The organism is Emcibacter sp. (assembly GCF_048269205.1).
In the GTDB taxonomy this organism is placed as follows: Bacteria; Pseudomonadota; Alphaproteobacteria; order Sphingomonadales; family Emcibacteraceae; genus Emcibacter.
In genome coordinates, this window is record NZ_JBLXJC010000009.1 from 1 (window position 1) to 15,849 (window position 15,849).

Here is a 15,849-nt window from a genome sequence, read left to right on the forward strand (position 1 = left end):
CTTACCATGGTCAACGTGACCAATCGTGCCGATATTGCAGTGCGGCTTCGTGCGTTCAAACTTCTCTTTTGACATTTTCTTTTACCTTCTCACTTATATTCAAGCGCCCCGTTCTATCCTCACGGGAAAAGTTAGCTTCGTTAAAATTTATGATGCGTACTTTGCCTTGACTTCCTCAGCAACATTGTTGGGAACCTCGGCATAATGATCGAACTGCATGGAATACTGAGCACGACCCTGAGTAAATGACCGCAACTGGTTCACATAACCAAACATGTTGGCCAGCGGCACCATCGCAGTAATCACCTGTGCCGGACCACGAGTTTCAGTCCCCGCAACCTGGCCGCGACGTGAATTGAGATCACCAATCACATCACCCATATATTCTTCCGGTGTCACCACTTCAACCTTCATCATCGGCTCAAGCAGTTTGATGCCGGCATCCTTGGCAGCCTGACGCATGGCACCGCGACCGGCAATCTCGAAAGCCAGCACAGAGGAGTCAACGTCATGGTAGGCGCCATCAATCAGACGAACAGAGAAGTCGATGATCGGGAAGCCGATCAGTGCGCCGCTCTCTGCAATATCTTTGATACCTTTTTCAACACCGGGGATATATTCCCGTGGAATGTTACCACCCTTGATCTCGTCCTTGAACTCGATCCCTGAGCCACGCTCACCGGGGGTAACAACCATTTTCACACGACCGAACTGACCGGAACCACCGGACTGTTTCTTATGCGTGTAATCAACTTCGATTTCACGAGCGATGGATTCGCGGTAAGCCACCTGCGGAGCACCCACATTGGCTTCCACCTTGAATTCACGCTTCATGCGATCAACCAGAATATCCAGGTGCAGTTCACCCATACCGGAAATCACGGTCTGACCGCTTTCCTCGTCGGAACGCACGCGGAAACTCGGATCCTCGGCGGCCAGACGGTTAAGGGCAACACCCATTTTCTCCTGGTCGGCTTTGGTCTTCGGCTCCACAGCAACGGAAATCACCGGCTCGGGGAATTCCATACGCTCCAGAATAACCGGCTTGTTGTTGGCACAGAGAGTATCACCTGTTGTGGTCTCTTTCAGGCCACAAATAGCCACGATATCACCGGCGCGGGCTTCCTTGATGTCCTCACGTGAGTTGGAGTGCATCTGAAGCATACGACCGACTTTTTCTTTTTTGCCCTTAACAGAGTTCAGAACCTGGGTTCCGGTCTCCAGAACACCGGAATAAACCCGGCAGAAAGTCAGCGTTCCCACGAACGGGTCGTTCATGATTTTAAAGGCCAGCGCAGAGAACGGCTCGTCGTCGGAGGACTTGCGAACCATTTCCTTTTCAGGATCGTCCACATCAACACCCTTAATGGCCTCAACGTCTGTCGGAGACGGCATGAAGTCAACAACAGCATCCAGCAGCGGCTGAACACCCTTGTTCTTGAAGGCCGTACCGCAAAGAACCGGAACAAAATCACCGTCAAGCGTACCTTTACGGATCAGCCTTTTGATCGTATCCATGTCGGGCTCATTGCCTTCCAGATACTGTTCCATGACATTCTCGTCCTGCTCGACCACAGTTTCGATCATTTCCATGCGATAGGTTTCACAATCATCCTGCATGTCGGCCGGAATGTCTTTTTCAACATAATTGGCACCCATGCTCTCGTCGTCCCAGACGATGGCTTTCATTTTCAGCAGGTCAACCATGCCTTCAAATTCAGCTTCGGCGCCGATCGGCAGTTGAGTCACCAGCGGCACGGAACCAAGACGATCCTTGATCATTTCCACGCAACGGTAGAAGTCAGCCCCCATACGATCCATCTTGTTCACGAAGCACATACGCGGCACGTTGTATTTGTCGGCCTGGCGCCACACAGTCTCGGACTGGGGCTCAACACCCGCCACAGAGTCAAAAACAGCAACCGCCCCGTCAAGAACACGGAGCGAACGTTCTACTTCAATGGTGAAATCCACGTGGCCGGGAGTATCAATAATATTGATGCGGTGATCATTCCAGAAACAAGTGGTCGCCGCAGAGGTGATGGTAATGCCACGCTCCTGCTCCTGCTCCATCCAGTCCATGGTTGCTGCACCGTCATGAACTTCGCCGATTTTATGGCTCACGCCTGTATAGAACAGGATACGTTCAGTAGTGGTTGTCTTACCCGCATCAATATGGGCCATAATACCGATATTGCGATATTTCTCGAGTGGAGTTGTGCGTGCCATCTTACAAATTCCCTAAATCCAGCTACTACCAGCGATAATGGGAGAAAGCCTTGTTGGCTTCTGCCATACGGTGAGTATCTTCGCGCTTCTTAACGGAAGCACCACGGTTGTTCAGTGCATCAAGCAGCTCGCCACCGAGACGCTCGGTCATGGTGTTCTCACTGCGCTTGCGAGACATTTCGATCATCCAGCGGATCGCCAGGGCCTGCGCACGCTCGGTACGAACCTCAACCGGCACCTGATAGGTGGCACCACCAACACGACGGGAGCGAACCTCAACCGCCGGCTTCACGTTGTCCAGAGCCTGGTGGAATACTTCCAGCGGCTCCTGACCGGTTTTAGCCTGCACGAGATCAAGAGCACCGTAGACGATCCTCTCGGCCACGGACTTCTTGCCATCAACCATCAGGTTGTTCATGAATTTGGTCAGCACGATATCCCCGAACTTGGGATCCGGCAGTACTTTACGTTTTTCAGCAGCGTGACGACGCGACATATCTCAATTCCTTAGCAGCAGGTCCTTATTTAGGACGTTTTGCACCATATTTAGAACGACCCTGACGACGATCGGACACACCCTGTGTATCCAGAACACCCCTCAGGACGTGATAACGAACACCGGGAAGGTCTTTCACACGACCGCCGCGGATCAGCACAACGGCGTGTTCCTGCAGGTTGTGGCCCTCACCCGGGATATAACTGGTAACCTCAAAACCGTTGGTCAGACGCACACGGGCAACTTTACGCAGGGCTGAGTTAGGCTTCTTCGGTGTTGTTGTGTAAACGCGGGTACAAACACCCCTTTTCTGCGGACATGCCTGCAGGGCTGGCACCTTGTTACGGGCGGCCGGTTTCTTGCGCGGTTTACGTACCAACTGGTTAACTGTCGGCATATTAAATCCTTAAGTCGTTTTCTGTTCGTACAACAAGACAAACAGCCACCGCTTTTTGTGAAAAAAGCAATAGAGCAGAGGTCACCCCTGCTCCGGCTGTTCGGTCAAATCCAAAATTTCCAGTCTCTGAGTATCTTAGGCGCAGCGTTTAGGCTGATATTGGCCTACCACCTGCCCCTCAAAGAGTGTGCGCATACTATGAGCGCTTATATTCACAGTCAAGGAAAATTTAACAGGCTTTTCACAGAAGCGCCTTTTAAGAGAAAAAGGCCGGTTTTCCCATACTTTCGGGAAGACCGGCCTCTGTTCTTAAAATTTTATTTCAATTTTCCTCACCAAAGAGAGGGCCGATCGGCATATCGCCGATGAATTCCCCTCCCCGGGCACTATTCAGCAGGTGCTGAGTCGGCATCCTCCAGCGGAAGAGGCTCACTGCGGGACTCTTCTGCTCCGATGGTTTCCGCATCACGCATCTGCGCAACACGGCGCAGGCGATTCATGGTCGATCCGGTACCAGCCGGGATCAGACGACCCACGATCACATTTTCCTTCAGACCGTTCAGGGTGTCGTGCTTGCCGGAAACCGCAGCTTCGGTAAGAACCCTTGTTGTCTCCTGGAAGGAGGCGGCGGAAATAAAGGACCTGGTCTGCAGCGAAGCTTTCGTAATACCAAGCAGGAGCGGCTCGCCCTTGGCAGGCAGGCGGCCTTCTTTTTCCATTTTGGCATTCTGTTCTTCGAATTCCAGACGATCCACCTGTTCACCCAGCAGGAAGGTGGTTTCACCCGGTGAGGTGATTTCCACTTTCTGCAGCATCTGACGCACAATTACTTCGATATGCTTGTCGTTGATGCCCACACCCTGCAGGCGGTAAACTTCCTGCACCTCGTTGACCAGATAGTTGGCCAGGGCCTCGATACCCATGGTTTTCAGAATATCATGCGGCGCCGGGTTACCGTCGATGAGATATTCACCGCGGCGGATGAAGTCGCCTTCCTGAACGGAAATATGCTTTCCTTTCGGGATCAGATATTCAACCGGTTCGGCATCTTCCTCGGCCGGGCGGATGGCGATGCGACGCTTGTTTTTATAGTCGCGACCGAATTCCACATAACCGTCGATGTCGGCGATGATGGCATGCTCTTTCGGACGGCGGGCTTCAAACAGCTCTGCCACGCGGGGCAGACCACCGGTGATGTCCTTGGTTTTGGAAGCTTCCCTCGGAATACGGGCCACCACGTCACCGGCATGCACTTCCGCACCGTCATTGACGGACAGAATTGCCCCCACGGACATGAAATAGCGGGCCTCGGTGCCGTTAGCCAGTTCCACAACCTGGTCGTCAGCATCACGCAGGGTGATGCGTGGACGCAGGTCCGCCCCTTTGGGCTGGGAACGCCAGTCGATAACCACCTTGCTGGAAATACCGGTTGCTTCGTCGGTCTTCTCGCTGATGGACACACCTTCGATCAGATCCACATAGCGGACGATACCACCTTTTTCAGTGATGATCGGCAGCGTATAGGGATCCCACTCAACGAGCTTGTCGCCATGCTTGATCTCGGCACCTTCATCATGAATAAGGTGGGCACCGTAAGGTACCTTGTGCGTGACACGCTCGCGACCTTCTTCATCAAGAATAGTCAGTTCGGTGTTCCGGTTCATGACAATCAGGCGACCTTTGGAATCAGTCACCACATTGCGGTTCGCCAGTTTGATCTTGCCGTCATGAGAAGCCTCGATGGAGGACTGCTCGGAAACGGAAGACGCCGCACCACCGATATGGAAGGTCCGCATGGTCAGCTGTGTACCCGGCTCACCAATGGACTGGGCAGCAATAACACCAACTGCCTCACCGAGGTTCACGGGAATACCGCGCGCCAGGTCACGTCCGTAACATTTGGCACAGGCACCGGTTTTGGATTCACAGGTCAGAACAGAGCGAACCTTGACTGTGGCGATGCCGGCATTTTCAATCTGCTCAACAACATTCTCGTCAAGATAGGTCCCGGCTTCCACAACCGTTTTCTCACTGACCGGGTCAATCACATCGACTGCTGCACAGCGGCCGAGGATACGGTCGCCGAGAGAAACGATCACGTCGCCGCCCTCTTCTACTTCGCTGATGTCAATACCGGTCTGGGTACCGCAATCCTGCTCGACAATAACGCAATCCTGCGCCACGTCCACAAGGCGACGGGTCAGATAACCGGAGTTGGCGGTTTTCAGCGCCGTATCGGCAAGACCCTTACGGGCACCGTGGGTGGAATTAAAGTATTCCAGAACGCTGAGGCCTTCCTTGAAGTTGGAAATAATCGGCGTCTCGATGATCTCACCGGACGGCTTGGCCATCAGGCCGCGCATACCGGCCAGCTGTTTCATCTGGGCGGCAGAACCACGGGCACCGGAGTGAGCCATCATATAGATGGAGTTGATTTCACGGGAGCGGCCGGTATCCGGGTCCACACCAGTCTGTGAAATTTCCGCCATCATGGCATCGGCCACACGGTCCGTACATTGGGACCAGGCATCCACAACCTTGTTGTATTTTTCGCCCTGGGTAATCAGACCGGCATTATACTGGGCTTCATACTCCTTGACTTCATCGGAAGTGGTATTGATCAGGTCTTCCTTGGCGTCAGGGATCACCATGTCGTCCTTACCGAAGGAAATACCGGCTTTACAGGCTTCACGGAAGCCAAGCCGCATGATTCCATCCGCAAACAGAACCGTGTCCTTCTGACCGGCATGGCGATAGACCACGTCAATCACCTGGGAAATTTCCTTCTTGGTCAGCTGACGGTTGATCAGATCGAAGGAAACATTCGGGTGTTTCGGCAGATACTGGGCCAACATCATCCGGCCGGCAGTACTTTCCACCACCAGGGATACCGGGTCACCATTTTCATCGACCGTATTGTAACGGGCTTTGATTTTGGAATGCAGGGTGATCACTTTGTTGAACAGCGCCTGCTCCATCTCTTCCATGTTACCGAAGACCATGCCTTCGCCAGGCTCGCCCACTTTCTCGGAGGTCATATAATAGAGACCAAGGACGATATCCTGTGACGGTACGATAATCGGCTTGCCGTTTGACGGGCTGAGGATGTTGTTGGTGGACATCATCAATACGCGGGCCTCGAGCTGGGCTTCCAGAGACAGCGGCACATGCACAGCCATCTGGTCACCATCGAAGTCGGCGTTAAAGGCGGCACAGACCAGCGGATGAAGCTGGATGGCCTTGCCCTCGATCAGAACCGGCTCGAAAGCCTGGATACCGAGACGGTGCAGGGTCGGCGCACGGTTCAGCATGATCGGATGTTCACGGATTACGGTGTCCAGAACGTCCCAGACTTCGCGACGCTCTTTCTCCACAAGCTTCTTGGCCTGCTTGATTGTTGTCGCAATACCGAGTTTGTCGAGCCGTGCATAAATGAACGGCTTGAACAGCTCGAGCGCCATTTTCTTCGGCAATCCACATTGATGCAACAGCAGTTCCGGCCCCACCACGATTACAGAACGGCCGGAATAGTCAACACGCTTACCCAGCAGGTTCTGACGGAAACGTCCCTGCTTACCCTTGAGCATATCGGACAGGGATTTCAGCGGACGCTTGTTGGCACCGGTGATTACCCGGCCACGACGGCCATTGTCAAACAGGGCGTCAACAGCTTCCTGCAGCATACGCTTTTCGTTACGCACGATAATATCGGGCGCGCGCAGCTCCATCAGGCGCTTCAGACGGTTGTTCCTGTTGATCACACGGCGATACAGGTCATTGAGGTCGGAGGTGGCAAAACGGCCACCATCCAGGGGCACCAGCGGACGAAGTTCCGGCGGAATAACCGGCAGTACATCCAGGATCATCCAGGACGGGTGGTTGCCGGATTCCAGGAACCCTTCAATCACCTTCAGGCGCTTGACGATTTTCTTCGGTTTCAGTTCGGATTTGGTTTCCGCCAGTTCACGACGCAGGTCTTCACGCTCAGCCTCAAGGTCCACATTCTCAAGCAGAATCTTGATGGCTTCCGCGCCGATCCCGGCTGTAAAGCTGTCTTCACCGTACTCGTCCTGGGCCCGGTAATATTCATCCTCGGACATCAGCTGTTTCATTTTCAGCGACGTCAGGCCGGGTTCAACAACGATATAGTTCTCGAAATAAAGAACCCGCTCCAGATCCTTCAGGGTCATATCGAGCATCAGGCCGATACGGCTCGGAAGGGATTTCAGGAACCAGATGTGAGCAACCGGCGCAGCAAGGTCGATATGACCCATGCGGTCACGACGAACCTTGCTCAGGGTAACTTCCACACCACATTTCTCACAGGTAATACCGCGGTATTTCATCCGCTTGTATTTGCCGCAGAGACACTCATAGTCCTTGATCGGACCAAAAATGCGGGCACAGAAAAGACCATCTTTTTCCGGCTTGAAGGTCCGGTAGTTGATGGTTTCCGGTTTTTTGATCTCACCAAAAGACCAAGAGCGGATCTGTTCCGGACTTGCAATGGAGATTTTGATGTTATCAAAAGTCTCCGGTTTCGCAGCCGGGTTGAAGAAATTCATAATTTCCTGGCTCATAACCTAATATTCTCCTAAATCTCGTCCGCTCTTAGGGATTATTGATAAGTTCAACATTCAGGCAGAGAGATTTCATCTCTTTCACAAGAACGTTGAAGGATTCCGGAATGCCGGCCTCGAAGCTGTCGTCACCGCGGACAATGGCTTCATATACCTTGGTACGTCCGCTCACATCATCAGACTTGACAGTCAGCATCTCCTGCAGGGTATAGGCGGCGCCGTAAGCCTGAAGGGCCCAGACCTCCATTTCCCCGAAACGCTGACCACCGAACTGGGCCTTACCGCCCAGCGGCTGCTGCGTGACAAGGCTGTACGGACCAATGGACCGGGCATGGATCTTGTCATCGACCAAGTGATGCAGTTTGAGCATGTAAATATAGCCCACCGTCACTTTACGGTCGAATTTCTCGCCGGTACGGCCGTCATACAGGTCAACCTGTCCGGAACCGTCAAGACCGGCCATTTCCAGCATGTCGACAACATCCTTTTCATCGGCACCGTCGAAAACCGGGGTCGCCATCGGCACACCGTTACGCAGGTAACCGGCCAGACCAACCACATCCTCGTCATCCAGAGAACTGATTTCCTGTTTGAACTGGTCCTTGCCGTAAACGGACTTGAACTTGTCGCGCAGGGATTTTGCCTTGGCAGACGTATCGGAATTGACATCATCCAGCATCTGGGAAATCTGAACGCCGAGACCACGGGAGGCCCAGCCCAGATGGGTTTCCAGAATCTGCCCCACGTTCATACGTGACGGCACACCCAGCGGGTTCAGTACGATATCAACCGGTGTTCCGTCTTCCAGATACGGCATGTCTTCCGCCGGCAGAATACGGGAAATAACACCTTTGTTTCCGTGACGTCCGGCCATCTTGTCACCGGGCTGCAGCTTACGCTTCACAGCCACGAAGACCTTGACCATTTTCAGAACGCCAGGCAGCAGTTCGTCACCGCGCTGCAGTTTCTCGATTTTCTCTTCGAAACGGGCACGCAGACGATCACGAGCTTCCTCGAACTGTTTGTGGAGGCTGTCCACATCTTCCATGGTTTTCTCGTCATCCACAGCAATCTGCCACCACAGACCACGGCTGAGACCATCCAGGAGTTCCTCGGTAACATTTTCGCCTTTGGAGACCTCTTTCGGGCCGCTGGTGATCACATTGCCCAGAAGCATCGGCTTCAGACGGGCATAGATATTGCGGTCGAGAATGTTCTGTTCGTCTTCACGGTCCTTGGACAGACGCTCGATTTCCTCGCGCTCGATGGCGATGGCACGCTCGTCCTTGTCGATCCCGTGACGGTTGAATACCCGGACCTCCACGACAGTACCGGCAACACCCGGCGGCAGACGCAGTGACGTATCACGAACGTCAGCGGCTTTCTCGCCGAAGATGGCGCGCAGGAGTTTTTCTTCCGGTGTCATCGGGCTTTCGCCCTTCGGTGTAATTTTACCGACCATGATGTCACCCGGATGAACCTCGGCACCGATATATACGATACCGGCTTCGTCAAGGTTCCGAAGGCCTTCCTCACCCACGTTGGGAATATCACGGGTGATTTCTTCCGGACCAAGCTTGGTGTCACGGGCCATCACCTCAAATTCCTCGATATGGATAGATGTAAAGACGTCGTCCTTCACGATCCGCTCGGAAATCAGGATGGAATCCTCGAAGTTGTAACCGTTCCAGGGCATGAAGGCCACCAGCACGTTCCGGCCAAGAGCCAGTTCACCCATATCCGTAGACGGACCATCGGCAATTACGTCACCGCGATTCAGGACATCCCCCACCTTCACCAGCGGGCGCTGGTTAATGCAGGTGTTCTGGTTGGAACGCTGGAACTTGCGCAGGGTGTAGATATCCACACCGGAGGCGCCCGGTTCAACTTCCTCGGTCACCCGCACAACGATACGAGTGGCATCAACCTGATCCACAATACCGGCGCGATCGGCGACAATGGCAGCACCGGAATCACGGGCTACAACCCGCTCCATGCCGGTACCGACAAACGGCGATTCAGCCCGCACCAGAGGTACAGCCTGACGCTGCATGTTCGAGCCCATAAGCGCACGGTTGGCGTCATCGTTTTCCAGGAACGGAATGAGTGCGGCAGCAACGGAAACCACCTGTTTCGGAGACACGTCCATCAGGTCGACCTGCTCCGGTGTCTTCAGGTGATGTTCACCGGCCTCGCGGCAATCGATCAGTTCGCTGGCAAAGGTCGCATCGTCGTTGAGCTCTGTATTGGCCTGGGCGACGGTATATTGCTCTTCTTCCATGGCGGACAGATAAATCACATCGCGTGTTACCTTGCCGTCCACAACCTTGCGGTAGGGAGTTTCGATAAAGCCGTATTTATTGACCTTGGCGAAAGTAGCCAGAGAGTTGATCAGACCAATATTCGGTCCTTCCGGTGTCTCAATCGGACAGATACGGCCATAATGGGTCGTATGCACATCGCGCACTTCGAAGCCTGCACGCTCACGGGTCAGACCGCCCGGGCCCAGGGCAGACAGACGACGCTTGTGCGTAATTTCGCTGAGCGGGTTGGTCTGGTCCATAAACTGGCTGAGCTGGGAAGAACCGAAAAACTCGCGCACGGCGGCAACCGCAGGCTTGGCGTTCACCAGGTCGTGCGGCATGACAGTATCGATATCGATGCTGCTCATCCGCTCGCGGATGGCGCGCTCCATACGCAGCAAGCCGATCCGGTACTGGTTTTCCATCAGTTCACCAACAGAACGGACACGGCGGTTGCCAAGGTGGTCGATATCGTCCACATTGCCCTTGCCATCCTTCAGCTCCATCAGGGTCTTCAGAATTTTCAGAATGTCTTCCTTGCGCAGAACACGGACATTGTCTTCCGCATCGAGACCGAGGCGCATATTCATTTTCACACGCCCTACAGAAGACAGGTCATAGCGCTCCCCATCAAAGAACAGGCCATGGAACAGGGCATCGGCAGTCTCGCGGGTCGGCGGCTCGCCGGGGCGCATGACACGATAGATTTCGGACAGCGCCATTTCCTCGTTCTCGCATTTGTCACCCATCATGGTGTTGCGAATATAGGGCCCCACGTTGACGTGATCGATATCAAGGGTAACGATTTCCTTGTATCCGGCATCCTCAAAGGCCTGCAGGTGATCTTCGGTGATCTCCTCACCGGCCTCGATATAGATTTCACCGGTTTTGCCGTTGACCATATCCTCGGCAGCAAAACGACCGATCAGCTCTTCGCTCGGCAGCAGCAGCTCTTTCAGGCCGTCTTTGGCCAGCTTGTTGGCCAGACGGGGTGTAACTTTTTTGCCAGCTTCGACAACAACTTCGCCGTTGGAGGCATCAACCAGATCGAAAGCCGGCTTGACGCCGCGCCAGTTCGCAGGATCAAAAGGCACGATCCAGCCTGACTTGCTGCGCTTGTAAGTAGCGGTGTCATAGAAAAAGTCGAGGATCTCCTCGGAAGACATGCCGAGAGCATACATCAGCGTCGTTGCCGGCATTTTACGGCGACGGTCGATGCGCACATGGACAATATCCTTGGCATCAAATTCAAAATCAAGCCAGGAACCACGGTAAGGGATCACCCGGGCGGCAAACAGGAATTTACCGGAAGAGTGTGTTTTACCCTTGTCATGATCAAAGAACACACCCGGCGAGCGGTGCATCTGGCTGACGATCACACGTTCCGTACCGTTGACCACAAAAGTACCATTGTCGGTCATCAGGGGCAGATCCCCCATGTAGACGTCCTGTTCCTTGATGTCCAGGACGGACCGGGCTTCTGTTTCTTCGTCAACTTCGAAAACGATCAGGCGAAGAGTCACACGCAGGGGCGCGGCATAGGTCATATCCCTCTGCTGGCACTCCTCCACGTCATACTTCGGCTTTTCCAGCTCATAGGAAACAAATTCCAGGGAAGCTGTCTCCGCAAAATCGGTGATCGGAAAAACAGACTTGAACACACCCTGCAGACCGTCATTGGTACGATCTTCAAGAGGAATATCCGTCTGCAGAAACTGATCATAGGAGCTTACCTGCACCTTAATCAGGTTCGGCATCTCCGCCACTTCTGTAATACGTCCGAAATTTTTGCGAACTTTTTTACGACTGGAATAGGAAGTCGCCATGCTGAATCCTCGCCACAGTATTTAAAAAAAACCTCTAACATCAATGCCTTGGCATTTAAAATCAGAGTGATAAAATAAATTATCTATCTAGACGGCAGAAACCGCTTCAGAAAAGCATCCTGAAGACGGCTGTTTAAAATGGACCAAATCTGTTTTAATTTCAATGGTAATATATTGTTTTTCCACCAGAATTACCAGAACCCCATCACATCCAGACAGATAATTCGCCCCGAAAGGCCGGATGGCCAGTCGCCCTCCAGGGACAACCGGCCACCCAAAATTGCCAACTCTATTTGAGTTCGACAGAAGCGCCAGCAGCTTCGAGCTTGGCTTTAAGCTCTTCAGCTTCAGCTTTCGGCGCTGCTTCTTTAACGGTCTTCGGCGCACCTTCAACCATTTCCTTGGCTTCTTTGAGGCCAAGACCGGTGATGGCACGGACTTCTTTAATGACGTTGATTTTCTTATCGCCAGCAGCGGTAAGAACCACGTCAAACTCGTCTTTTTCTTCAGCAGCTTCGCCACCAGCCGGTGCACCGGCAGCAGCTACAGCAACAGGAGCAGCCGCAGAGACGCCCCATTTTTCTTCGAGCATTTTAGACAGTTCTGCAGCTTCCAGAACGGTCAGTGTTGAGAGTTCATCAACAAGCTTTTCAAGATCAGCCATTGTTCATTTCCTTAATTCAAATAATTCTTTAAAACCAAAAACCTTCGCAGTTAACCTTGCGATCCGTAGGCACCAAACACACGAGCCAACTGACCGGCAGGCGCCTGGGTCACAGAAGCCAGCATACCAGCCGGCGCCTGCAGCAGGCCGACAATCTTGCCGCGAAGCTCGTCAAGGGACGGCAGATCTGCCAGAGCCTTAACTCCACTCACGTCAAGGGCTGTCTCACCCATTGCGCCACCAAGAACTTCGAGCGCGTCGTTGTTCTTGGCAAATTTTACCAGAATTTTGGCGGGTGCTACCGGATCATCGGAATAACCGAGGGCGGTCGGACCAACCAGAAATTCGCCAATTGATTCCAGTTCGGAACCTTCAAGAGCAAGACGAGCAAGACGGTTTTTAGCCACTTTAAGACTGGCGCCTGCTTCACGCATTTCGTTCCGCAGGTTTGTCATATCAGCCACACTCAGACCGTTGTTGCGCACGACAACAACAGTAGCAGCGCTACTGAAGACATCCTTCAAGAAGGCAACTGATTCCTTCTTTTGGGCGCGATCCATTCTCGTCTCCAATTCAATTACGCAAAAATCTTTCCCGAAGGTCGGATTTCTGCCAGTTGAGTTTTGGCATGGACCAGTCCATGCCGACTATACCTGCCAATCCGGCCTTATCAGACCGGAAACGGAAACTGTAGGGAACCCCTACACTCCCATCTATTGCAGGCCTTGCGCTTAAGCCCTTCCCTTTTTCAAGTTCCGGACACCTGCAGTTTCGGACAGGTGGTCCCTTCATTCGGCAACAGCCTCTTTCAGGGACCAGAGTTTCCGCCAGGCGAACCCAACGGAATTCTTGCGGGCCACCCCGATCCGGGATGACCAAATCTTTAGTCAGCCGTTATTCGGCAGATACCGCGGCGATATCCACTTTTACCCCAGGGCCCATTGTGGAGCTCATGGAGATAGCCTTCAAGTATGCACCCTTGGCGCCGGACGGCTTGGCTTTCAGCAATGCGTCAAGCAGCGCCCTGGCATTTTCCACCAGAGCTTTCTCGTCGAAACTCGCCTTGCCGAAACCGGCATGAACGATACCGGCCTTTTCGACGCGAAACTCAACCTGGCCACCCTTAGCCGCCTTTACAGCAGCTTCCACATCCGGGGTTACCGTACCAAGTTTCGGGTTCGGCATCAGACCGCGAGGACCAAGCACCTTACCGAGACGACCAACGATAGCCATCATGTCGGGTGTAGCAATACAACGGTCAAAATTCATTTCACCGCCCTGAATGGCTTCCATCAGATCTTCCGCACCAACCAGGTCGGCGCCGGCCTTCTTGGCAGCCTCGGCCTTGTCGCCACGGGCGAACACGGCCACACGAACACTTTTACCTGTACCGTTGGGCAGAGAAACCATACCGCGAACCATCTGGTCGGCATGACGGGGATCAACCCCCAGACGAATGGCCATTTCAACGGTTTCGTCGAATTTGGCGGTCGCTTTTTCTTTTACCAGCTTAACGGCATCTTCAATTGTCAGCTGAGCGTCAGGATTAAACCCTTCACGAATAGCTTTTGCGCGCTTGGAAATACGAGCCATAATCTTAACCCTCCACTTTCATGCCCATGGAGCGGGCAGTACCCTTGATAATCTCCATGGCCGCCTCAATCGTATTGGCGTTCAGGTCTTTCATTTTCGTATCGGCAATTTCCCGAACCTTGTCGGAAGAAATTGTCGCAACGACTTCACGACCCGGGGTGGAGGAGCCCTTTTTAATACCGGCTGCCTTCATAATAAGGAATGAAGCCGGCGGCGCCTTAGTCTCGAATGTAAAACTTTTATCCTGGAACACAGTAATGAGAGTCGGGATCGGCATCCCTTTTTCCAAGCTCTCTGTGGACGCGTTAAAAGCTTTACAGAATTCCATGATATTTACACCGCGCTGACCGAGTGCAGTACCGATCGGCGGTGACGGATTTGCAGCGCCCGCAGGGATCTGCAATTTGATGTAACCTTCAATTTTCTTTGCCATTGTAGTCCCTTTGACAAATTCAAAAAATAAACTTTCCGCGAGGAAAGTCCGTTAAGGGGCGTGGTCCGGCCATGGCTGACCTCCCACACTTTCTCGAAAAGCCTTTATTTCTACGGGATTTTCGAGAATACAGAGCCGCATTAACAAAAATTCGACTCATGAAAGTCCGGCTTATAACAGCCCAATGGTAAAAACACCAGACCTTTTTCTAGCCTTTTTCCACCTGGGTATATTCCAGTTCCACCGGGGTTGCCCGGCCGAAAATGGAGACGGAAACCTTGAGGCGGGATTTCTCCTCGTCCACATCCTCGACAATACCTGTGAAAGAGGTGAACGGACCATCGATAACCTTGACCTCTTCCCCGATTTCATAGGAGATGGAGGGACGCGGACGCTCCACACCTTCCTCAACCTGATGAAGGATGCGCTCCGCCTCTTTTTCGGTAATCGGAGAGGGCTTTCCGCCAGCCCCCAGGAAGCCGGAAACTTTTGGCGTGTTTTTGATCAGATGATATGTCTGGTCATTCATGATCATTTTCGCCAACACATACCCCGGGAAGAACTTGCGTTCGGACGTTACCTTCTGGCCGCGCTTGACCTCCACCACTTCCTCTGTGGGAACGATCACCTGTTCGATCAGGGCATCAAGCCCCTGCTGAACGGCCTGGTCCTGCACGCTCTGGGCAACCTTCTTTTCGAAACCGGAATAGGCCTGAATAATATACCATTTTGCACGAGACGACATGCTTATCCTCCAAGACCCAAAATCAGCGACACAATGTTGGACAGACCCAAGTCGACCAAAAAGAAAAAGGCTGCCATAACCGAGGCCATGATAAAGACCATTACAGTGGTAATCATGGTTTCCTTGCGCGCCGGCCAGGTTACCTTGGAAACCTCCTGCCGGACTTGCCGGACAAATTGTGCAGGACTGGTTTTTGACATTTTACTTATCCGTTTCTTTTTTGTCGAGGGGCAGCTCGCCCCCGATGCTCGCCGCTCGTTTTCAACGAAATGGCAGGAGTGGAGGGATTCGAACCCCCGACACCCGGTTTTGGAGACCGGTGCTCTACCAACTGAGCTACACTCCTTCAATCGTGTCGCACGTTATAAAACGGGCCCCCGCCAAGTGCAATGCGAAAATTGGACCCGTATCAAAAAAGTTGCGGCGGCTTTTTTACAACCATACCGCCTGAACGCAATCGGGGCGGACTGAAATCCGCCCCGCACGCCTGAAAATTATTCAGGAATTATTCGATGATTGAGGCGACGACGCCGGCGCCGACGGTACGACCGCCTTCACGGATGGCGAAACGCAGACCTTCGTC

At 53.2% G+C, this 15,849-nt stretch carries 12 protein-coding genes, 1 tRNA gene and 1 pseudogene; all 14 read right to left on the bottom strand.

What is annotated here, in order from left to right; all coding sequences use genetic code 11:
• Positions 1–75: hypothetical protein (locus tag ACN0YD_RS15070; protein ID WP_417321239.1), on the bottom strand; the 75-nt coding region annotated here is incomplete at its 3' end.
• A gap of 72 nt (positions 76–147) precedes the next feature.
• Positions 148–2,229: an elongation factor G gene (gene fusA / locus ACN0YD_RS15075; protein WP_417321221.1), complete on the bottom strand. Its 2,082-nt coding sequence runs from the start codon at positions 2,227–2,229 to the stop codon at positions 148–150.
• Positions 2,230–2,254: 25 nt separating this feature from the next.
• A complete protein-coding gene (gene rpsG / locus ACN0YD_RS15080; RefSeq protein WP_417321223.1) occupies positions 2,255–2,725 on the bottom strand; it encodes a 30S ribosomal protein S7 in 471 nt (156 codons plus the stop codon).
• A 25-nt stretch (positions 2,726–2,750) separates the two neighbouring features.
• Positions 2,751–3,122, bottom strand: a complete 372-nt coding sequence (gene rpsL / locus ACN0YD_RS15085) for a 30S ribosomal protein S12 (RefSeq protein WP_139937775.1) — start codon at positions 3,120–3,122, stop codon at positions 2,751–2,753.
• A 386-nt stretch (positions 3,123–3,508) separates the two neighbouring features.
• Positions 3,509–7,702 carry a DNA-directed RNA polymerase subunit beta' gene (gene rpoC, locus ACN0YD_RS15090; protein WP_417321226.1) on the bottom strand — a complete coding sequence of 1,398 codons (4,194 nt, stop codon included), beginning with the start codon at positions 7,700–7,702 and terminating at the stop codon, positions 3,509–3,511.
• Positions 7,703–7,733: 31 nt separating this feature from the next.
• A complete protein-coding gene (gene rpoB, locus ACN0YD_RS15095; RefSeq protein WP_417321228.1) occupies positions 7,734–11,831 on the bottom strand; it encodes a DNA-directed RNA polymerase subunit beta in 4,098 nt (1,365 codons plus the stop codon).
• Positions 11,832–12,120: 289 nt separating this feature from the next.
• Positions 12,121–12,495 carry a 50S ribosomal protein L7/L12 gene (gene rplL / locus ACN0YD_RS15100; RefSeq protein WP_139937778.1) on the bottom strand — a complete coding sequence of 125 codons (375 nt, stop codon included), beginning with the start codon at positions 12,493–12,495 and terminating at the stop codon, positions 12,121–12,123.
• 50 nt (positions 12,496–12,545) lie between these two features.
• Positions 12,546–13,055 carry a 50S ribosomal protein L10 gene (rplJ, locus tag ACN0YD_RS15105; protein WP_417321230.1) on the bottom strand — a complete coding sequence of 170 codons (510 nt, stop codon included), beginning with the start codon at positions 13,053–13,055 and terminating at the stop codon, positions 12,546–12,548.
• A gap of 334 nt (positions 13,056–13,389) precedes the next feature.
• On the bottom strand, positions 13,390–14,088 hold the full coding sequence (gene rplA / locus ACN0YD_RS15110) for a 50S ribosomal protein L1 (protein ID WP_417321232.1): 699 nt from the start codon (positions 14,086–14,088) through the stop codon (positions 13,390–13,392).
• A gap of 4 nt (positions 14,089–14,092) precedes the next feature.
• The gene (gene rplK, locus ACN0YD_RS15115; RefSeq protein WP_417321233.1) at positions 14,093–14,521 is read right to left on the bottom strand and encodes a 50S ribosomal protein L11; all 429 of its coding nucleotides are present in this window, start codon (positions 14,519–14,521) and stop codon (positions 14,093–14,095) included.
• Positions 14,522–14,729: 208 nt separating this feature from the next.
• Positions 14,730–15,266 (bottom strand): transcription termination/antitermination protein NusG, encoded by a 537-nt coding sequence (nusG, locus tag ACN0YD_RS15120; RefSeq protein WP_417321235.1) that lies wholly within the window; start codon positions 15,264–15,266, stop codon positions 14,730–14,732.
• Positions 15,267–15,268: 2 nt separating this feature from the next.
• Entirely contained in the window at positions 15,269–15,466 is a 198-nt protein-coding gene (gene secE, locus ACN0YD_RS15125; RefSeq protein WP_417321237.1) for a preprotein translocase subunit SecE, read from the bottom strand.
• Positions 15,467–15,536: 70 nt separating this feature from the next.
• Positions 15,537–15,612 (bottom strand) — tRNA-Trp (locus ACN0YD_RS15130).
• A gap of 159 nt (positions 15,613–15,771) precedes the next feature.
• Positions 15,772–15,849, bottom strand: a pseudogene (locus ACN0YD_RS15135) (elongation factor Tu); the annotation flags it as partial.